Genomic DNA, 20,616 nt, shown 5'->3' with positions numbered 1-20,616 from the left:
TTGTGAATATAACTTATGACATGCTGCTTCTCCGTTTTGGAGAAATCACACTGAAAGGGAAGAACCGTAACCGTTTTGAAAAGTCGGTGCTTAACCACGTTAGATCCGTGATCAGACCCTTTCCTAAAGCAAAAATCTTAAAGGAATATGGAAGGATGTATGTGGAGCTGAACGGGGAATCCCCGGAGGCTTTAATCAATACACTTCGAAAAGTATTCGGAATTGTATCCATCAGCCCTGTAAGGGTTAGTCCTTCCGAGCTTGATGCGATCGTTGAAACAGCCCTGGACTTTATAGGGAAATCCGAGCTTTCGGATGGAACGACGTTTAAGGTGAGTACAAGACGTGTATGGAAGAAGTTCCCTCATTCCTCGCATGAGATGAATCACCTTATAGGTTCTCCACTGCTTCGGGCCTATCCTCAGCTTAAAGTGCAGGTGAAGCAGCCGGAAATTGAGCTCAAGGTGGAGATCCGGGAAGATCGCACTTATCTATTCCACAAGGCTGTACCTGCTGTCGGGGGCTACCCGTTAGGTACGAACGGTAAGGCTATGCTGCTGCTTTCCGGGGGAATCGACAGTCCAGTTGCCGCTTGGTCTGCTATGCGCAGAGGTCTTGAGATTGAATGCGTGCATTTCTACAGTTATCCTTACACGAGCCAGCTGGCTAAAGATAAGGTTATTGAGCTTACAAAAATATTGTCCAATTACGCTGGAAGGATTAAGCTGCATCTGGTTCCGTTCACCGATGTGCAGACATCGTTCACTGGACTTGGCCAGGACAAGCTGATGATTACATTGATGCGCCGGGCTATGCTTCGCATCACGACTATGATCGCTGAACGGGACGGAGCAATGGCTATTGTAACAGGTGACAGTCTTGGCCAGGTAGCGAGTCAGACCCTATCCAGCATGAATGTCATTGGAAGGGCTACCGACCTGCCAATTCTGCGTCCGCTTGTTACGACAGATAAGAATGACATTGTAAATCTGGCGAAGGAAATTGGGACATATGAGACCTCAATTCTTCCTTACGAGGATTGCTGCACTTTATTCGTTCCGAAATCGCCAACGACGAATCCGAATCTTAAGATTGTGGAGAGTATAGAGCATTCACTGACAGACTTATCAGAAAAGATCCGTATCGCGGTGGAGAATACAGAGACTGTTATTCTTAAGAACGGAATTCAGATGACCAAGAACGATAATGAGCATCAGGATGAAGTTGTTAAAGAGGAATGGTTTTAAACTTTTATAGATATCGAAGAGGACTTCAACTGCCAAGGATGGCAGTTGAAGTCCTCTTTTTTTTTTTGAATGGCTAAGGTTTACTGTTTATACTTCTTGTTCACGCTGCTTGCGTGCTGCATTTTTTTTGAAATGGCCCGCAGACAGCACTCCAAGAATTATTGCTGTTATAAAGAGCCCGCGTATAACGGGGTGGGTCTCAAAAAATACCTGAAAATGTTTCTCGTCAGTAATCATTGAGGAGGCTGTGAAGCCTAGCACACCCGATCCGAGATATATGACCCAAGGGAAACGATTAATCAGCTTAATAAACAGCGTGCTGCCCCATACGACGATCGGAACACTGATAAGAAGCCCTAAGATTACAAGCAGCGTATTATGATTAGCAGCACCTGCAACTGCTAATACATTATCCAGACCCATCGCAGCATCAGCAACGATAATGGTTCGAACGGCGGCTCCAAGGCTTTTTCCGGCCTTAATGTCTGAATGATCATTCTCATCCGTTAAGAGCTTGTACGATATGGAGATGAGCAAAATACCTCCGATCAGCATCAGCCATGGCAAATTCAGCAGCCATACGACCAGAATCGTAGCAATAATCCGAAGAACTACAGCACCTGCTGTTCCGTATATGATCGCCTTTTTTTGAGTAGCTGGCTGTAGGTTACGGGCTGCCAGCCCGATAACAATGGCATTGTCTCCGGCCAGTATAAGGTCTAAAAACACAATTTTAATCAATGCCAGGAGAAAATCTGTGATTGCAGTATCCAAGTGACGTCACTCCTTTAAAATTACGTTTCCGTAAAACAAAGCGGGTATATTATAGGCTTATTTTTTTGTTCATGCAAGCATAGCCTGGCCATATTCTTCATATACGTAAGTGGGGAGGAGGTTGTTTAGTGGAGACGATATGGCTGTTAGGACAAATATTGATCATTAATCTGGTGCTGAGCGGTGACAACGCCTTGGTTATTGCCATGGCGAGTAAAGATCTTCCAGAACAACAGAGGAAAAAAGCGGTATGGATCGGAACCGTCGGAGCGGTACTTCTTCGCTGTGTCCTTACCTTCATAGCCGTCTTGCTTCTGAAGATTCCTTACCTGCAGGCAGGCGGTGCCCTGTTATTGCTCTGGATTGCATTCAAATTGTTAGCGGATCAGCAAGAAAATCATATTCGCATTTCTGAATCTTTATCCATATGGAGCGCAATCAATACAATTCTCATAGCTGACTTTGTAATGAGTCTCGATAATGTGCTGGCTATTGCAGGGATCGCTGACGGCGATTTAGCATTAATCATGATAGGTATTGTACTTAGCATACCGATTGTTGTGTGGGGCAGCGGCATTATTTCGAAACTACTTCAAAAATTCCCGTTCCTTTTGTATATCGGGTCAGGGATATTAGCTTATACAGCCGGGGAGATGATTCTTCAGGATGCAAAGGCAGGCTTTATTCTCGCCTATTGGATGCCTGAGTATCATTCGCTATTGCCTGTAATACTGGCACTATTGGTAATAGGGCTCGGCGGATTGAAGACTCTTCATATCAGAAGGGCATAGCTGCAAAATAATGTATTTATAAAATTTCCCGGTACCTGACAAGATGATCTTGAACAGGTATTTTTTTGTTGAAAGTCGGTAGCATAATGTTTTTTATGTAGGACAAGCACGTTGTGTAGTTTTTTTTGTCTGTTTCGGATAATATTAATATAATTAACTGAATAACTAAGCATTTCATAAAACAAAAAAACCGACTTTCAACAAATTGAAGAGGGTGATGAGATGTCCTCCAAAAAAGATTTGATGCTTGGTGTCTTTATCGTTGCGGCAGGTGTGGTAATTCTACTCGGTAAGCTGGGAGTGTTCGGATTTTTAGGCCGCACATTATGGCCCCTTCTGCTGCTCATTCCTGGTTTACTTCTGCACGTACTGTATTTTGGCCGGCGGATATCGGCCGCGGTCCTGATTCCAGCCGGAATATTGACGGTTTATGGGATACTGTTTCTTATATGCAGCATTTGGGGATGGGATTTGATGGGCACTATGTGGCCGATCCTTATTCTTGGTATTGCGGTAGGCCTGTATGAGTATTATTTGTATGAAACACCGCGTCCGCAATTCGTTTTGCCTATTGCGCTTGGGCTTGCATTTCTGTCTTTGCTGATCATATTCTTTACTTGGCTGTACACTGGGGCACTGTATATCCTTGCTATTGTTCTCATTGCAGTCGGGGTATGGCTTATTTATGGTCGAAGACGGCCTAAAGGCGGTAAGTGGAACTGGTAATGTTACTGGAAATTTTCTGAAAAGACTTGATTTCTACATCCGTTTACCTATAAAATAGTGGTTATGTTGAAGCGTCGGTTGGCATTAACGCCCTGGCGCTTATTTTGATGGTTATTCGAAGAGAAGGGATTTGAGATATATTTATGCAATCCAGAGATCAGATTCGCAACATTGCAATCATTGCCCACGTTGACCATGGTAAAACGACGCTAGTCGACCAGTTGCTGCAGCAATCCGGTATTTTCCGTGAACATGAGACACTGCAGGAACGTGCGATGGACTCCAATGACTTGGAACGTGAGCGTGGTATCACCATACTGGCTAAGAATACAGCAATTACGTATAAGGATTTCCTTATTAATATTGTAGACACACCTGGACACGCTGACTTCGGCGGCGAAGTTGAACGTATTATGAAGATGGTTGACGGTGTACTGCTTGTCGTTGACGCTTATGAAGGCTGCATGCCTCAAACGAAGTTCGTCCTTGGCAAAGCGCTTGCGCACAACCTGACTCCAATTGTTGTTGTTAATAAAATCGACCGTCCGGCAGCACGTCCGGCAGAGGTAATTGATGAAGTGCTGGATCTGTTCATTGAGCTTGGCGCAAATGACGAACAGCTGGATTTTCCGGTTGTTTACGCATCTGCACTGAACGGTACATCCAGCCTTGACCCTGAGAAGCAGGACGATAACATGCTTGCTCTTTATGAAACAATTGTAGAGCACATTCCTTCTCCAACAGAGAAAGTGGATGAGCCTCTTCAATTCCTTGTAACCTTAATGGACTATAACGAATATTTGGGCCGTATTGCGGTAGGACGTGTGAACCGTGGTGTAATCAAGCAAGGACAACCGGTTACGGTCATGCTTCGTGACGGTTCAAGCAAAAGTGCCCGCATTGAGAAGCTGTTCGGTTTTCAAGGCCTGAAACGGATTGAGATTGCTGAAGCTGGCGCAGGTGATATCGTAGCGATTGCCGGTATTAAAGATATTAACATCGGTGAGACAATTGCTGATCCACAGCATCCTGAAGCACTTCCTGTTCTTAAGATTGATGAGCCTACACTGCAAATGACATTCCTTGTAAATAACAGTCCTTTTGCAGGTCGAGAAGGGAAATGGGTTACTTCCCGTAGACTTCGCGACCGACTCTACAAAGAGCTGGAGACAGATGTCAGCCTTCGTGTAGATGAAACGGCTAGCCCTGATGCTTACATTGTTTCGGGTCGAGGTGAGCTTCACCTGAGTATTCTGATTGAGAACATGCGCCGTGAAGGATACGAGCTGCAGGTTTCCAAGCCTGAAGTTATCGTAAAAGAGATCGACGGCGTCAAAATGGAGCCGATTGAGCGTCTGATGATTGACGTTCCTGAAGACAGCATGGGAGCTGTTATGGAAAGCCTGGGTTCACGTAAAGCTGAGATGGTTAACATGATCAACAACGGTAATGGTCAAGTTCGTCTCGAATTCCTGATTCCGGCTCGCGGCTTGATTGGTTACCGGACTCATTTCCTGACACTGACGCGTGGTTATGGTGTAATGAACCATGCATTTGACAGCTACGGACCGCTTCATGGCGGACAAGTGGGCGGACGTCATCAAGGTGTTCTGGTATCTACTGAGAATGGTACAACTACTTTCTATGGCATGATGTCAGTGGAAGACCGCGGAACCTTGTTCCTGGAACCAGGTACTGAAATCTACGAAGGCATGATCGTTGGCGAGCATACTCGTGATAACGATATTGTCGTTAACATTTGCAAAGAGAAGCAGCTTACTAACGTTCGCTCCGCTACGAAGGATGAAACGGTTAAGATGAAGACTCCGGTCATCTTCTCTTTGGAGCAAGCGCTGGAGTATTTGAATGATGATGAATATTGCGAAATCACGCCGAAGTCTGTTCGCCTTCGCAAGAAGATTTTGAACAAAAGTGAACGTGAGCGCGCAGAAAAACATCGTAAAATGGCAGAAGCGAATCTATAATAGAGAGAGCATTCTTCTCTTCCAGGCGAGGAGAAGAATGGGTTTCCTATCATGAAGGAGTGAACCTATAATGCAAGCATGGTTTGCCGAACACCCTGTCGTTTCCTATATCATCATTTTTGTGCTGATAACGTACGTGTATAACAAGGTATTTCGGGTGAAACAGAAGCTTCCGCTTTTGAAAGAAATTCTCTTGTATATCTTGATGGCACTGGGTTCAGGTATGCTTCTTATCTTCCAGGTTGACAAGCTTCCTATTATCCAATGCCTGCTTGTTGCGGTGGCACTCATGTTGATGGTTCGGATTCGCTATTTTGTAGAGGATCGTCAGAAGAGAAAATCTCAGACGGAACCGAAGACGCCATAATTTTCATCTTGCAGGCTGCTCCGGCAACTTTTTGTCAGTCACCCTCGTTTATAAGAGAGAGCGGTACACATGGTCCGATAAACGTCCTGTTAAAGGAATGTTTATCGGACATTCATCTAAATTGAATGAAAAAGGTGTTTATGATATGAGTTCTAATCATACTAGTCTCCCTCCAAGAGCGAGAAGTGGAGGGCAGAGTAAAAAGAAGCCGCCCCAAAAGAAGAAAAGCGGTGTGAAATCATTTTTTAAATTTATTTTAATTCTGCTGTTGATCGCTATTATTGGTATTGCTGTTTATGTCGGAAGCCTGTATTTCAAGGCGGAGAGTGGAGTGCTGGATACGGGGAATAATACACCGGTACCTCCGGAGAAGGCTGCTACTGTAAAGCCGATCACGATGCTGCTCCTGGGTACAGATTATCGTCCGCAGCACCAAACATATCTGACAGATGTTATGATGGTTGTTTCCATGAATCCTGAGACCAACTCAGCTACCTTGGTTTCCCTGCCGCGTGATACGAGTCTCCAGTTAGAAGGTTATAGATCCGACAGGAAATTAAATTCGTTCTATACCACGTTTAAGACACTGGAGAAGAAGGGCGGAGCACCAGCTGAAGATGAGATGAAGACCATGCTTGGGAAATATCTTGACGTAGATATCGACTATGTTACCGTGCTTGATTTCCAAGGATTCCGTGATGTCGTGGATGCTTTGGGCGGCGTTGATGTAAACGTGAAATACAACATGTGCTACCGGGATTCTCATGATGGAACTGATATTAATCTAACGTCAGGTCCACAAGAACTGGATGGAAAGAAAGCACTGGATTATGTCCGCTATCGGAAATCAAACTGTAGTCCGAAAACGAAGGAGTCCAATGACTTTGACCGGAATGCGCGCCAGAGTGAGGTTCTTCATTCTTTGATCGATCAAATGAAATCTTTCGGAGGAGCTGCCAAGGCATTTAAAGTACTTGATGCGGTGGACGATAATATGAAGACCGATCTTGAAAAAGATCAGGTGAAAAATATGATTAAGGCTTACTACGATATTAACAAAGAAAATGTGAATTTTATGCCGGTTACTGGTGAATGGCGAAGCCCGTTTGTCTACATTAATGACAGCGAGCTGCAGAAAGCTAAGCAGGCACTCAAAGATGAACTGGCTGGCAATCACAAGAGTGAACCGGAAGGGACAACTACGGATACTTCATCGCAGCCGTGACATTTGAAGGCAAGTTTTACGGAGTGATATAATACAATGTAACAGACGAAAGTTCATTGTACAGGAGGCCGGTTTAATGTCCCAACCTACTCATCAATTAACAGAAGCGTTGATGCAAAAGCTGCAGCCAGAAACATTTGTCTTGTTGAACACAGTGGATGCTGAAACCGGTGGTCCGACTTCCAGCGTGGTTTCTTGGATTTATCCTGTTGATGTCTCAACACTCCGGCTGGCCATCGACCATCGTTCAAGGCTTGTCGTGAATCTTAAACGAAATCCGCTGGTAACGATAACGGTCTTTGGGGATGAATACGTGTACGCCATTAATGGTCGTGCCGTAGTCAGGCAAGATCCACTAAATGATGTGCCGTTTGACATGTGCTGTTTCGACATTCAGGTCGAAAATGTTCGAAATGCGCTTTTTCTTGGCATTCAACTAGCTTCATCTCCTGAGTATGTTAAAATTAATGACGAACATGCAGCAGAAGCGCTTGACGGACAAGTATTTGCTGCAATGCGAAAAGCCTAGTGATTTAATCACTGGGCTTTTTTTTATTTGTATTCATATAATTCTTGAAAGGGGGGTGATGGGCGTAGAACCCTAATGAACGTATGTTCTTCGAAACCAAGTGGTGGGTGTGAATGAAGGAGCAGTGGAGGGGATACGATGAAGAAAATATTTGTACTGGATACTAACGTTCTACTGCACGATCCCAATGCGATTTTTGCATTTGAGGAACATGAAGTGGTCATACCTGCGGTTGTACTTGAAGAAATCGACTCCAAGAAGCGTAATGCGGATGAACTTGGGAGGAATGCTCGTTTCGTATCGCGTCTGCTTGATGGCCTTAGGGAAAAAGGGCAGCTGCATGATGGTGTTCCTTTGGAACATGGAGGCAGAATTAAGGTGGAACTTAACCACCGCAGTTTTGTTAAAGTACAAGAAATGTTTGGCGAAGCCTCGAACGATAATCGGATTTTGGCGGTCGCTTTGAATTATAAATTGGAGGAAGACCAGAAGGAACGTCCCCGATCCGTATTCTTGGTCAGTAAAGATGTGCTCGTCAGAATCAAGGCAGATGTTCTCGGAGTTACCGCACAAGACTATTTATCCGACAGGACAGCTGATCCAAGTGAATTGTACAGCGGTAACACCACCCTGAAAGTACATCCTTCTATCATCGATGAATTTTACAGTTACCGCTTTTTGCCTATAAAACTGCTGCAGTTATCATTTAAGCTTTATCCGAATGAATTTGTTATTTTGAAAGACGAGATGGGAACAGGCAAATCGGCATTGCTTCGTGTCAGCTCGGATGGCACAAGACTTGAACCTCTCTATCTAAGCAATGATCCCGTATGGGGAATAGCCGCACGGAATGCCCAGCAGAGAATGGCTTTGGAACTGCTGCTAAATGATGATATACCGCTCGTGACGATAACAGGGAAGGCAGGTACAGGTAAGACGCTGCTCGCATTAGCAGCTGGACTGTGCAAGGTTGAGGATGATCATAAATATAAGAAGCTGCTGATTGCCCGGCCTGTTGTACCTATGGGAAAAGATATCGGATATTTGCCAGGTGAAAAGGACGAGAAGCTGAGGCCATGGATGCAACCGATCTATGACAATCTGGAATACTTGTTTGATACGAAAAAATCCGGTGATATTGATAAGATCCTTATGGGATTGGGCAGCATCCAGGTGGAGGCATTGACTTATATTCGCGGACGCTCGATACCAGGACAATTCATTATTGTGGATGAGGCACAGAATTTATCAAGGCATGAAGTAAAAACGATCGTCTCACGTGCCGGGGAAGGCAGCAAGGTAATACTAATGGGTGATCCGGAGCAGATCGATCATCCTTACCTGGATGCTGTAAGCAATGGTTTAACCTACGTTGTGGAGCGTTTTAAACAGGAAGGGCTAAGCGGGCATATCACATTGACAAAGGGCGAGCGGTCCAAGCTGGCCCAGATGGCTGCAGATTTATTGTGAATTGTGGATATTCATTTTCCGGGAAATGATCATTATGATTATAGTCTGCTGGGTGAAAGGCTCTGGCGGGCTTTTTTTCTGCATTTGTAAGGATAGTTAGTGCGCTATGAATACTTAATTCTGTTAAATAAGGCGGATCGAAGCTTGACTTAGAAAATAATGGACTGATTTATCTATAAAAAAAAGTAGGACAAGAGCACTATGGGTCTGGTAAAATAAGGGCAAAGCTCAAGGGGAGTGTGAAGGATGAGACGGAAAAATTATTGGTTTCTATTTGCCATATTACTTCTTTCTTTAATAAGTCTCTCTCCGAGCTTTGAATTTTCTAAAAACGTAGATAACCATTCTCCCGGCAAGGACCCGCTGCCACCTTCTCAAACACTGGATACACCTGAGAGTGATTTAGGGCCCATTCAAGTTGCTGTGCAATTGAACAATGATGAATTAGAGATATTGAAGAAGATGAATGATGAGTTTATGAAGCAGACGGGCGCTGTCGTTGAGATTATTCCGCTGGAATCCACCCGGCTGAATGAGGAAGAATTTATTCAGACGATGAACCTCGGAGAAGGTCCGGATATTTTGCTCGTTGATAGCCAGTGGATCAAGTCTCTTGCGGTTAAGGGACTGCTGCTGCCGATAGACGCTTCACAGGCTGTTGTCCCGGATTCCAGGTTACTCGGAGGACTTCTGCCCCCTGTCCAGTGGAATGGTTATCAGTGGGGAATTCCTTTTGATATGGACCCTTATGTGCTCGTCTGGAATATGGATGATAAACAAACGAAACCGCCAACAAGCCGAAAGGCTTGGATAGAATACAAGAATAAAGTGAATAGGCCTTTGTTTGCACTGGATCCCGAAGATCCATATGCTTTTGCTGCTGCAATCCGCACATTAGGCGGTGATCCTGAGTATCCGGATAAGGAGGTCTTATCCTTGCTTGCCCCTCCTGCCGGGGATACATGGCTTGATCTTTCAAATGCTGAGGCAGTGAGTACAGGACTTGCGAAGGAAGAGGAGGAAAACAAGGAAGGCGAAGAGGATAGAAGTGGTGGAGAAGAAGAGGAAGATAAAGAGGAAGATAAAGAGGAAGGTGCCCTAGCAGTTATTGGTGCTTATTCTGCATTTGGCAGGGAATTGTCTGATGATACTCAGTTAGTGCTTGCGGGCTTTCAATCGGAAAAAGAAAAGCCTGTAGTTAAATCAAGAAGTTATGCTGTGACGGCCCAGAGTGAATCAACATCTTTAGCCATGAACTGGATCACGAAGATGACCTCGAGCGATGCAGAAGGCGTATGGAGCAGTACAACCGGCAAAGTATCCGCCTTGCACAGCAGTATTGACAGCGCTATCAACAGTGAACAGAAGAATGATGAAGTATCAGAGAAAACATCATTAATATTGGAGCATAAAGAAGCGGCAAGATTGAATTTCGGACGGGATGATGGCTTTATGCCTTATTCCAGTTCGGTAAGTGATCTTTTGCATGGCCGAATGACTGTTAAAGAATTCCGGGCACAGTACAAGGATGAGAATTCCCCCGCTATAAATTAAAGAAAAGGCTGCCGAGTTCCGGCAGCCTTTTCTTTACATATCAAGTTCCAGTTTAACAAATAAAATATTATCTTCGGTGCTAACCTCGGTGGCTTTAAGGAAGGATACGAGCTGTTTGGGATAAAAGTTCATATCAAACTCATTTTGAAGTGCTTGCCGTGTCGTGTCAGGCAATTCCAGTCGATTGAATACAAGCTTCTCCATTTGGAATAAAATCGCATTCTCAGGTTCATTAGTAATGGTATATTTCCCTTCAATAAGCAGTGTGAGATTTCCGCTCTTGCCTTCAGCAGATATTTGTCCATTGTCAAAATGAAAAGCGAAACTGTTAAAGATTTCATTTTGTGATCTTAAGAATTCATTAAGATCGTCTTCATGAATGGTTATCGAATATTCTTTCCCGTTTGTTTTTAGCATGTTTTTACTGTTTTGAATAAAGGTCGGAAGATTATTCATAGCATTGGCCAAAGCGCGGAAATGGCGTTTAAGCTCGTACATCCCCACATTTTCCCAGTATAAAGTGAATTCTTCGATCAACTGGGTCATCGCTTCGGGATTACTGCTGGAAGCAATAGCTCCGTCTACTTGGTCCTTTAGCGCAATCACACGAGCTCGCTGCTGAATAAGACTGTCCTTAACTTCAACCAATTGAGAGGCATTTCGCGCAGCTTCATTTTGTGCAGAGACAAGCTGCTTGTGCTCCTGATCATATGCTTTTAATACATTTTGATCGTTCTGAATAATCAGATCATAAAAATCCAGTATTCTAAAAAATTCAGGCAGGCTTTTTGCGGATAACAGCAGGCTCAGCAAGCTTTCACGCTCTCCCATGTAATAAGCTCTAAGGATGATTCCAGCCTGTTCACGGCGTGTGCCGATATGCTCCTCAATTTCCGTAATTTTGCTCTGCAGAGAAATCTGCATTTGCTCCAGTTCCTTCTGTATGATCCCGATCCGTTCGATCTCATGATCAATTTCTACAATGGACAGACTATTCTCCAGCAGCTTTCTAGCTTCTTCAGAATGAATATCTGTCGTATCAGAAACAGCAAAGACGAATTTGGGATATAATACAGAACCTGTAATAAGTATCAAACAAAGAATAATTGGTATGTATAATCGCTGCTTGGGCGCAATCAAACAGGTATCCCCCTTGATTAATTGTTTGCTAAGAAAAGGGCAATCCCTTTGTTTTAACCAATATATGATGAGTAAGACTCAAATATCAACCCTTGGATTATAAAATGATTTGTGATGAGGATTGTAAGCGCATTAAAAAAGCGACCGGCAAAGGTTCGCCTGATCGCTTTCTTAACTTGTTATTCGTAACTGGGATGTTAGACCGGTAAGCCCATTTGAAAGATCGTCCAATAACTAAATCCGGTAAAGGTCACGATCATATAAGCCCAGAAGAGAAGAATATAAGTTCTCTCCGTGAAGTTCAGATATCCCAAGATCACGAAAAACGCTGTCTGCAGGAAGAAAAGCAAAGCCATTTCAACCATGTCCCCGGCAAACGCCATCAAACCGATGGTTAGGGTAAAGAAACCGAGTACTCGAAACATGCGTGCCACGATCATATCCTCCTCTCATATGTACGGACAAAGCTCATTACTATGTACATTATAACGTCCTGGTAAAATCGTGTAAACGCCTAACTGCCGAATATTCACGGAAAATTTACAGATTTGTGATAAAAGTTCTTGAAAAATACGATCGTTATGTGATTTCGTCATAAATCCCCTAAAAAGCGTATGTTCTTTAGTCAAAATGGAAATACATTTTAGTATCAAATAGATTCTATGAACTCTATGAGAAGCATAGAAATGAATTAAGCAGCTTTTATACCTTATTCAGCAGCCGATTAACACGGTATTTGAAGACGGTTATTTTAGGATGTCGTTAGGAGGGTTATATGGAATGTCAGCAGTGAGACAGGATGCATGGAGCGCAGAGGACGATCTGATTTTAGCGGAGGTGACCCTTCGTCATATCCGGGAAGGCAGTACGCAATTATCAGCGTTTGAAGAAGTTGGTGAACGGATCGGCCGAACATCAGCAGCTTGTGGTTTCAGGTGGAACAGTTGTGTGCGCAAGAAGTATGAAGAAGCCATTAGCCTGGCGAAGTCCCAGCGTCAAAAACGAAGCTATTACAAAAAACAATCCTTAGCCGGTCCTCAGGTGGCGGGCTTAGTTCAAGCAGAACTCGATCATGATAGCTACAGGGGCGATGGAGCCAGCGAAGAAACTCTTTCCATCGATGCGGTCATCCGGTTCTTAAAGCAATGGAAAGGCGGTTTACAGGAAAGTGGGCGCCAGTACAAGTTGCTAGAGAGAAACCTGCGTGAAAAGGAAGAAGAATTGGCTAGACTTCGTGGAGAGAATGCTCGCTTATTGAAAGAAGTAAGTGAAGTGAAAACGGATTATCATGTCGTCAACGATGATTACAAGGCATTGATTCAAATAATGGATCGGGCTAGAAGACTCGCTTTCTTAAATGAAGAAGAAGAGGAATTGAAGACCCGTTTCAAAATGGACGCAAATGGTAATCTGGAAAGAATTGAATAGCCTGTTATGAGGTACTGGCTGATAACCCGTCTTAGCGCATAAGAATGCGCCATAACGGGTTATTTGTATGGCGTTAATATTTCTGATATATACTAGAAGCTGATGAATTATATGAACGGGGGATTATGGATGACTATTCATATTATCGGTGCCGGTTCACTCGGGCTTCTGTACGGGGGTAAATTGGCTGCCAGCGGAGCGAAGGTAAAGATATGGTGCCGCAGCGAGGAGCAAGCCGAGCAGCTGCATGTGAAAGGAATCTCAGTGGAGAGTGATGGAAAAATAACTCATATATCAAGTGAGTGTTTCCAATCCGAACCCGTCTCCAGGTTTCATGAGCTTGGTGGACCGGAAGAAGAGGATTTTATATTTTTGATGGTTAAGCAAGCAGGAGTAGTCGAGGCCGTTGAAGGTCTGCTTTCACCTTACTCGGATATACAGCCTAGCCTCATTTGCTTTCAGAACGGTACAGGTCATATAGAGCAGGTCGAGCGAATTCTTCCGGGCTGGAGAATATATGCAGCTGTAACGACCGAGGGGGCTAAACGGAGCGGAGCAGCGGAAGTGATTCATGCCGGCAAGGGATCAACCTGGATTGGACAAGCTGGAAAGATGATCTCAGAGGGCAAAACTGCACAAGCCTCCAGAGTGAAACACTCTGAAAAAGCGCTGGTTACTCAGATGGAAAGAGCAGGATTTGAGGTTTTTTTGTCGAATGAGTTGGATGGTATGATTTTTCGGAAATTGTTAATAAATGCCGTGATTAATCCGTTGACTGCTCTTTGGCGTATACCGAATGGCGCACTCCTTGAATCCGAAAAGCGAATTTCCCTTATGAAGGAGTTGTATGAGGAGGGGGTTGCTGTCTTTACAGCTAGTGGAATACCATGGGAGGAAAATCTCTGGGACCAGATCCTGCAGGTATGCAGGGCAACTTCAGGTAACACGTCTTCCATGTTAAAAGATGTGCTGGAAGAGCGAACAACAGAAGTTTCATGGATCAATGGAAGTATTGTTCGCATGGGCGAATCCGCAGGAGTGCCTACACCTGTTCACCGTTTATTATGGAAATTGATAGAAGGTATTCATGTTTAGGGGGCGTGAGAATGGATCTTCTCATTTGGATGAGTGTTTTACCTGTAATACCTTTTTTTCTTGTGTACTACCTGATCTATTTTCGAAAAAAAGACAGGAAGCAAGCATTTGGGCTTGCCATGGATGTGACCACTATATTTTTGGTTATTTCGGTGTCAGCATTGTTTAACATCATTTTCCATACAGGATTCGGATTTTATTTGATTTTATTATTGCTATTGATAACAGCAGGGTTGATCGGCGGGGCTCAGAACCGCTGGAAAGGCCGGGTTGACGGGAGGAAATTATTGCGTGCAGTCTGGCGTCTGGCATTTATAACAATGAGTTTAGGTTATTTAGTTTTTGCATTTTTTGGAATTATCCAATACATATTTAATGTCTTGTAATGATGACATAATGATCAAGATATTCATAGCTACGGCTCATAAAAACCCCACAGGGAGATATTGTCTGGGGGGTTTTTTATAGATTTTTTTGACCACTGGTTGTATAATCGTTTAGCATATACCAAAAATTCTATGAGGGGGAAACTGCAAGATGAAGAAACACAGAAGTCTTTTACTACTATTAACGCTGATTCTTGCCATCGGTACTGTGTTGGCCGGATGCGGAACGGACAACAAGAACGATGACCAGAGCGCCAACGGGGGCAACGGAAAACCAAAAGAACAAATTTTCCGTATGAACCTCGCATCCGAGCCTCCTACATTGGATCCAGGACAGTCTCAAGACAATAACTCGAACACGATCATCAATGCAGTATTTGAAGGTCTTACTCGCAAAGGGACCGATGGCGAGCAAGCACCGGGTGTAGCTGAGAAATGGGACATTTCAGAAGACGGCCTGAAGTATGTATTTACGCTTCGTAAAGATGCGAAGTGGAGCAACGGTGATCCGGTAACGGCAAAGGACTTCGAATTCGCTTGGAAGCGTGTATTGGATCCTGAGTTTATGCCAGCGCCACCGTATGCATATCAGCTTTACTACATTAAAAATGCAGAGGCTTACAACATGGGCGAGATTAAGAATGCTGATGAAGTAGGCGTTAAAGCGACAGACGATTACACACTTGAAGTTACACTTGAGAACCCTACACCGTATTTCTTGAGTCTGACATCTTTCCAAACATACTATCCAGTTCATCAATCCGTGAAGGATAATGATAAATGGGCGACAAAAGCGGATACGATTATCGGAAACGGACCTTTTAAAATTGCATCCATGACAAAGGGTCAGAAGATCGAATTAGCTAAAAACGACCAATACTGGGACAACAAATCCATAAAGCTTGAAAAAGTCGTGATGAGTATCGTAAACAGTTCAGCTACAGAGCTTGCAAGTTACCGTAACAATGAACTTGACTACGCTGGACATCCAGTAGGAAATATTCCGACAGACCAACTGCAAGCTGTTAAAAAAGAACTGAAAGATGAGCTCAACGTTAAAGGTATTGCATCAACTTACTATTATAACTTTAATACAACGAAAGAACCGTTTGATAATGTTAACATCCGTAAAGCCTTCTCTATGGCGATTGATCGTCAAGCGATCGTAGATCGGATTACACAAGGCGGACAAATACCTGCCTTCGGCTTTGTACCTCCGGGTATTAAAGGTGAAAAAGATGAGTACCGCAAAGAGGTGCAAGATACTTATTTCAAAGAGGATCTTGAAGAAGCGAAGAAATTGCTTGAACAAGGCATGAAGGAAAAAGGCTATACGACTTTGCCGGAAATTACGCTGATCCATAATTCCGACGATAACCACAAGAAGATCGCTTTGGCGATTGCTGATATGTGGAAGAAAAATCTAGGTGTTAACGTAAAAGTTCAGAACCAAGAGTGGGGCGTGTTCCTGAAAAACCGTACGAACTTGGATTATCAAGTAGCGCGGGCTGGTTGGGCTGCAGACTATAACGATCCTATGACTTTTATCGATATGTGGACATCAGGCAGCGGAAACAATGACACAGGATTTAAAAATGAGGAGTATGACAAGCTTGTAAAAGATGCATACGCTACTAGCGACAATGCTAAACGTATGGAGCTCATGGCCAAGGCTGAAAAAATCCTGGTTGAGGATAATCAAGTTGTTATGCCAATCTATTATTATTCAAGCGTGTCATTGATCAAACCTTGGATGAAGAATATTAATATCGACTACAAAGGAGATCTTGATTTTACACGCGCATATGTTGAGTAATCTTTAGTTAAGAGGTTGCGTTTCGGGATATATATGTGGGGATTCCTTCATGTATATCCCGATTTTTTGTATTATATTAATATTTCCATTTATTGTATTAAATGGTTCCGATAGACTTGGCATAGAACAATTACATCAAGGGGGAAGCGGGATGCTGAGGTATGTAGCAAGTAAGTTCTTTTACATGCTTGTATCGTTGTTCATATTGATCTCAGCCACTTTTTTTCTCATGAAGGCCATTCCGGGCGATCCGTTCATGGGAGAAAAGAAGCCGTCGCCTGAAATCTTAGCGCGGCTGATGGAGCAATATGATTTGGATAAACCGATTTTTCAGCAGTACACGAAATATTTAGGGAATATTTTGCATGGTGATTTTGGATTGTCAATGAAGCACCAAGGTCAAAGTGTAACGGATATTATCACAGAAACATTTGCCCCATCTCTGAAATTAGGTTTGATTGCCATTGTTGTTTCTGTGATTGTCGGTGTACTGCTTGGTATGCTGGCAGCACTATATCACCGCAAATTAATAGATAGTGTTGCTATGATTGTTTCGGTATTGGGTATTGCAGTTCCGAGCTTTGTACTCGCATCGCTGCTTCAGTACGTGCTTGCTGAAAAGGCGGGCCTGTTTAACGTCATGGGCTTTGACGGTCCACTGGATTATGTGCTTCCGGTTATGGCGCTTTCTGCCCAGCCGATTGCGTTTATCGCGCGTTTGACTCGTTCCAGCATGCTTGAAGTGCTGCATGCGGATTATATTAAAACCGCAAAAGCTAAAGGGCTGAACTGGATTGCGATTATGTTCCGTCACGTAATTCGAAACGGTATTCTGCCTGTCGTAACCTATGTAGGTCCAATGACAGCCAACATTATTACCGGTTCCGTAGTTATTGAACAAATCTTTGGAATCGGCGGCATTGGCAAGCAGTTCGTTGATAGTATTACGAACCGTGACTATACCGTGATCATGGGGATTACGATTTTTTATGGAATTCTGCTGATGCTTGCTCGCTTCTTAACGGATATTGCTTATGTATTGGTAGATCCGCGTATTAAACTTAGCGGCCGGAAGGAGGGCTAACATCATGGCGACAGAACAGACTATACCGAATCCCGCGGCACAAAACCTGACACCTGAAGATTTCCAGAAAATAGGAGTCGATGAGAAACAATCCGAAGTCATTCAGCGTGAGAGCTTATCCTCTTGGCGCGATTCTTGGGAAAGACTTCGTAAGAACAAACTCGCCATGACCGGCCTGATTGTCCTTATTCTAATTATATTTATGGCCATTTTTGGACCGATGATGTCGGAATATGACTATGAAACGAATGATCTCATGAACACGAACATGCCTCCTTCTTCGGAGCATTGGTTCGGCACCGACGATCTGGGGCGTGATGTGTTTGTCCGTACATGGATGGGCGCTAGAATTTCCTTGGTTGTCGGCCTTGCGGCGGCGGCAATTGACCTTATGATTGGTGTCATTTACGGCGGCGTGATGGGCTACTTTGGCGGTCGCGTCGATGAATTTATGAACAAGTTTGCAGAAATTTTGTATTCTATTCCTTATCTGCTGGTTACAATTTTGCTGCTGGTCGTATTTGAACCAAGTTTAGGTACGATCATACTGGCTTTGACGATTACCGGCTGGATTAATATGTCATGGATTGTCCGGGGCGAGATTATGCAGCTGAAGAACAGGGAATTTGTACTGGCTTCCCGTTCGATGGGGGCAAGTGCTCCAAGATTGTTGTTCCGTCACCTGATTCCGAATGCACTTGGACCAATCATCGTTACACTAACCTTGTCCGTGCCAAATGCAATCTTCGCTGAGTCATTCCTCAGCTTCCTGGGTCTTGGTGTTCAAGCACCGGTTGCTTCTTGGGGTTCCATGATCAACGATGCATTATCCGGCTGGATGTACTATCCTTGGCGGATGCTGTTCCCGGCTCTCTTTATCAGCTTGACTATGCTCGCATTTAATATTTTCGGTGATGGTTTGCGTGATGCTCTGGATCCGAAACTGAAGAAATAGGAGGTGGGTAGGTATGGAACCGATTTTGCAAGTTAAAGATCTCAATGTTTCGTTCCGTGTACGCGGCGGAGAAGTAAAAGCTGTACGCGGTGTGAATTTTGAAGTCGGCAAAGGGGAGACCGTTGCTATTGTCGGTGAATCCGGCAGTGGTAAAAGTGTCACCGCACAGACCATTATGCGTCTGATTCCGTCCCCGCCGTCAGAGATTAAAAAAGGTGAGATTATTTTCAGAGGACAAGATCTTCTGAAGAAAACGAATAAGCAGATGGAAGCGATTCGCGGTAAAGACATCGGCATGATCTTTCAGGATCCGATGACTTCCTTGAATCCGACCATTAGAATAGGCAAGCAGATTACAGAAGTGCTCATAAAGCATCAAGGCATGTCTTCCGGTGAAGCGAAGAAGCGGGCAATAGAAATGCTTAAGCTGGTCGGAATCAAGAATGCCGAGGAACGCTTCAACCAGTATCCTCATGAATTTTCCGGTGGTATGCGTCAGCGTGCGATGATTGCCATTGCACTTGCGTGTAATCCGTCGCTGCTTATTGCGGATGAGCCGACGACCGCGCTTGACGTTACCATACAGGCTCAGATTATGGATGTTATGAAGGATATGCAGGAACGACTTGGTACTTCCATTATATTGATTACGCATGATCTCGGTGTGGTAGCCGGCATGTGTGACCGTGTGATCGTAATGTACGCGGGTGAAGTTGTAGAGACGGGTACGAAATGGGAAATTTTCAAAAACCCGCAGCATCCTTATACAAAAGGTCTTCTCCGTTCCATGCCGCGCCTGGATCAGAAGAAGAATGAGCCGCTTATTCCGATTATCGGTACGCCGCCTGACCTGATTAAGCCGCCTGTGGGCTGCCCGTTCTGCGCCCGCTGTGATGAGGCGATGAGAATTTGTGAACGAATCGATCCGGGTGCAACGGAATTCAGCGACACGCATATGGCCCGTTGCTGGAACCATCATCCCATGGCACGGGAGGCTGAGTCATCATGAAAAGCAACAATCTAATTGAAGTTAAAGGCCTGAAAAAATATTTCAATGTCGGAAAAGGCCAGATTCTAAAAGCAGTAGACGATTTGAACTTCAATATACGTGAAGGCGAAACGCTCGGTATGGTTGGTGAGTCTGGTTGTGGTAAATCTACAGCTGGACGAACCATTCTCCGTCTGTATGAACCAACTGCCGGAAGCGTGATGTTTAATGGTACAGACATTTACAAGCTGTCTCCCAAGAAAATGAAGGCAATGCGTCGTGATATGCAGATGATCTTCCAGGATCCGTATGCATCACTTAATCCACGATTCACTGTTACGGACATCATCGGCGAGGCACTGGATATTCACGGGATGGCCGGCAGCCGGGCTGAACGTAAAAAACGGGTGGAGGAGCTGCTGGATATGGTCGGCTTGAACAGTGACCATGCTACGCGCTATCCGCACGAGTTCTCCGGTGGTCAGCGTCAGCGGATCGGTATTGCCCGCGCACTTGCTGTGAATCCGAAATTTATTATTTGTGACGAGCCGATTTCAGCACTCGACGTTTCGATTCAGGCGCAGGTGGTCAACCTGTTGAAGGATTTGCAAGATCGTCTTGGATTGACCTACCTGTTTATTGCCCATGACTTGTCCATGGTTAAGCATATCAGCGACCGTGTAGCGGTTATGTATCTTGGAAAAATGGTAGAGCTTGCTGACAGTGAGGAACTGTACGCGAATCCGATCCATCCTTATACGAAAACACTGCTGTCCGCGATTCCGATTCCTGATCCGGAGATTGAAGCGAACAAAAAACGTCTCATGCTGGAAAATGATATGCAGGGACCTATCTCTGCAGCTAAAGGTGAAGACGGCACTGTGGTTCTTGAGGAGAAAGACACTGAATTAGTGGAAGTCTCTAAGGGTCATTGGGTTGCCAAGGCTTACGCTTAAACACAAAAATTATCTATAGTTTTGCACCGTCAGCTTCAGAGCTGACGGTTTTTCTTTTTCCTTTGACGGAGAACATCATCATTCGGTACAATCAATAAAG

At 44.3% G+C, this 20,616-nt stretch carries 20 protein-coding genes; 17 read left to right on the top strand and 3 right to left on the bottom strand.

All coding sequences use genetic code 11. From position 1 onward, the window contains the following. Positions 1 to 8 precede the first annotated feature (8 nt). Positions 9 to 1,247 carry a tRNA uracil 4-sulfurtransferase ThiI gene (gene thiI, locus BN1234_RS10625; protein WP_054956694.1) on the top strand — a complete coding sequence of 413 codons (1,239 nt, stop codon included), beginning with the start codon at positions 9 to 11 and terminating at the stop codon, positions 1,245 to 1,247. Between the two features lie 87 nt (positions 1,248 to 1,334). On the opposite strand, the gene BN1234_RS10620 is transcribed toward thiI, so the two are convergent. Continuing rightward, on the bottom strand, positions 1,335 to 2,021 hold the full coding sequence (locus tag BN1234_RS10620; protein ID WP_054956641.1) for a TerC family protein: 687 nt from the start codon (positions 2,019 to 2,021) through the stop codon (positions 1,335 to 1,337). A gap of 128 nt (positions 2,022 to 2,149) precedes the next feature. On the opposite strand from BN1234_RS10620, the gene BN1234_RS10615 reads away from it, so the two are divergent. The 8 genes from BN1234_RS10615 to BN1234_RS10580 all read left to right on the top strand — a co-directional run bounded on the left by BN1234_RS10615 (position 2,150) and on the right by BN1234_RS10580 (position 10,668). Further along, positions 2,150 to 2,812 carry a TerC family protein gene (locus tag BN1234_RS10615; RefSeq protein ID WP_054956640.1) on the top strand — a complete coding sequence of 221 codons (663 nt, stop codon included), beginning with the start codon at positions 2,150 to 2,152 and terminating at the stop codon, positions 2,810 to 2,812. A gap of 222 nt (positions 2,813 to 3,034) precedes the next feature. Continuing rightward, the gene (locus BN1234_RS10610) at positions 3,035 to 3,538 is read left to right on the top strand and encodes a LiaF transmembrane domain-containing protein (protein WP_054956639.1); all 504 of its coding nucleotides are present in this window, start codon (positions 3,035 to 3,037) and stop codon (positions 3,536 to 3,538) included. Between the two features lie 143 nt (positions 3,539 to 3,681). Continuing rightward, positions 3,682 to 5,523: a translational GTPase TypA gene (gene typA, locus BN1234_RS10605; protein WP_054956638.1), complete on the top strand. Its 1,842-nt coding sequence runs from the start codon at positions 3,682 to 3,684 to the stop codon at positions 5,521 to 5,523. Positions 5,524 to 5,593: 70 nt separating this feature from the next. Next, positions 5,594 to 5,890, top strand: coding sequence for a YlaH-like family protein (locus BN1234_RS10600; RefSeq protein ID WP_054956637.1), 297 nt, complete (start codon positions 5,594 to 5,596; stop codon positions 5,888 to 5,890). Positions 5,891 to 6,035: 145 nt separating this feature from the next. Beyond that, on the top strand, positions 6,036 to 7,115 hold the full coding sequence (locus BN1234_RS10595) for an LCP family protein (protein ID WP_054956636.1): 1,080 nt from the start codon (positions 6,036 to 6,038) through the stop codon (positions 7,113 to 7,115). 76 nt (positions 7,116 to 7,191) lie between these two features. Further along, positions 7,192 to 7,644 (top strand): pyridoxamine 5'-phosphate oxidase family protein, encoded by a 453-nt coding sequence (locus BN1234_RS10590; protein WP_054956635.1) that lies wholly within the window; start codon positions 7,192 to 7,194, stop codon positions 7,642 to 7,644. Positions 7,645 to 7,782: 138 nt separating this feature from the next. Beyond that, the gene (locus BN1234_RS10585) at positions 7,783 to 9,114 is read left to right on the top strand and encodes a PhoH family protein (RefSeq protein ID WP_054956634.1); all 1,332 of its coding nucleotides are present in this window, start codon (positions 7,783 to 7,785) and stop codon (positions 9,112 to 9,114) included. A gap of 246 nt (positions 9,115 to 9,360) precedes the next feature. Beyond that, positions 9,361 to 10,668: an extracellular solute-binding protein gene (locus BN1234_RS10580; protein WP_054956633.1), complete on the top strand. Its 1,308-nt coding sequence runs from the start codon at positions 9,361 to 9,363 to the stop codon at positions 10,666 to 10,668. 33 nt (positions 10,669 to 10,701) lie between these two features. Here the strand turns inward: BN1234_RS10580 and BN1234_RS10575 are convergent, their stop codons facing one another. Then, positions 10,702 to 11,808, bottom strand: coding sequence for a hypothetical protein (locus BN1234_RS10575; protein ID WP_054956632.1), 1,107 nt, complete (start codon positions 11,806 to 11,808; stop codon positions 10,702 to 10,704). A 197-nt stretch (positions 11,809 to 12,005) separates the two neighbouring features. Continuing rightward, on the bottom strand, positions 12,006 to 12,242 hold the full coding sequence (locus BN1234_RS10570) for a DUF2626 domain-containing protein (RefSeq protein ID WP_054956631.1): 237 nt from the start codon (positions 12,240 to 12,242) through the stop codon (positions 12,006 to 12,008). A gap of 346 nt (positions 12,243 to 12,588) precedes the next feature. On the opposite strand from BN1234_RS10570, the gene BN1234_RS10565 reads away from it, so the two are divergent. The 8 genes from BN1234_RS10565 to BN1234_RS10530 all read left to right on the top strand — a co-directional run bounded on the left by BN1234_RS10565 (position 12,589) and on the right by BN1234_RS10530 (position 20,516). Beyond that, positions 12,589 to 13,236 (top strand): RsfA family transcriptional regulator, encoded by a 648-nt coding sequence (locus tag BN1234_RS10565; protein ID WP_054956630.1) that lies wholly within the window; start codon positions 12,589 to 12,591, stop codon positions 13,234 to 13,236. Between the two features lie 129 nt (positions 13,237 to 13,365). Beyond that, positions 13,366 to 14,331, top strand: a complete 966-nt coding sequence (locus BN1234_RS10560) for a ketopantoate reductase family protein (RefSeq protein ID WP_054956629.1) — start codon at positions 13,366 to 13,368, stop codon at positions 14,329 to 14,331. Positions 14,332 to 14,342: 11 nt separating this feature from the next. Continuing rightward, entirely contained in the window at positions 14,343 to 14,717 is a 375-nt protein-coding gene (locus tag BN1234_RS10555) for a DUF3397 domain-containing protein (protein WP_054956628.1), read from the top strand. 151 nt (positions 14,718 to 14,868) lie between these two features. Next, positions 14,869 to 16,533 carry a peptide ABC transporter substrate-binding protein gene (locus BN1234_RS10550; RefSeq protein WP_054956627.1) on the top strand — a complete coding sequence of 555 codons (1,665 nt, stop codon included), beginning with the start codon at positions 14,869 to 14,871 and terminating at the stop codon, positions 16,531 to 16,533. A 151-nt stretch (positions 16,534 to 16,684) separates the two neighbouring features. Beyond that, positions 16,685 to 17,617 carry an ABC transporter permease gene (locus BN1234_RS10545; RefSeq protein WP_054956626.1) on the top strand — a complete coding sequence of 311 codons (933 nt, stop codon included), beginning with the start codon at positions 16,685 to 16,687 and terminating at the stop codon, positions 17,615 to 17,617. A gap of 4 nt (positions 17,618 to 17,621) precedes the next feature. Further along, positions 17,622 to 18,572, top strand: a complete 951-nt coding sequence (locus tag BN1234_RS10540) for an ABC transporter permease (RefSeq protein WP_054956625.1) — start codon at positions 17,622 to 17,624, stop codon at positions 18,570 to 18,572. Between the two features lie 13 nt (positions 18,573 to 18,585). Continuing rightward, on the top strand, positions 18,586 to 19,581 hold the full coding sequence (locus BN1234_RS10535; RefSeq protein ID WP_054956624.1) for an ABC transporter ATP-binding protein: 996 nt from the start codon (positions 18,586 to 18,588) through the stop codon (positions 19,579 to 19,581). After that, positions 19,578 to 20,516 carry an ABC transporter ATP-binding protein gene (locus BN1234_RS10530; protein ID WP_054956623.1) on the top strand — a complete coding sequence of 313 codons (939 nt, stop codon included), beginning with the start codon at positions 19,578 to 19,580 and terminating at the stop codon, positions 20,514 to 20,516. Before BN1234_RS10535 ends, BN1234_RS10530 begins: the two co-directional genes overlap by 4 nt. Positions 20,517 to 20,616: the final 100 nt, after the last annotated feature.

Source organism: Paenibacillus dakarensis (assembly GCF_001373415.1).
GTDB classification, from domain to species: Bacteria; Bacillota; Bacilli; order Paenibacillales; family Paenibacillaceae; genus Paenibacillus_AQ; species Paenibacillus_AQ dakarensis.
The sequence above is the reverse complement of the archived record's forward strand: the minus strand, read 5'-3'. Positions and strand labels throughout refer to the sequence as shown.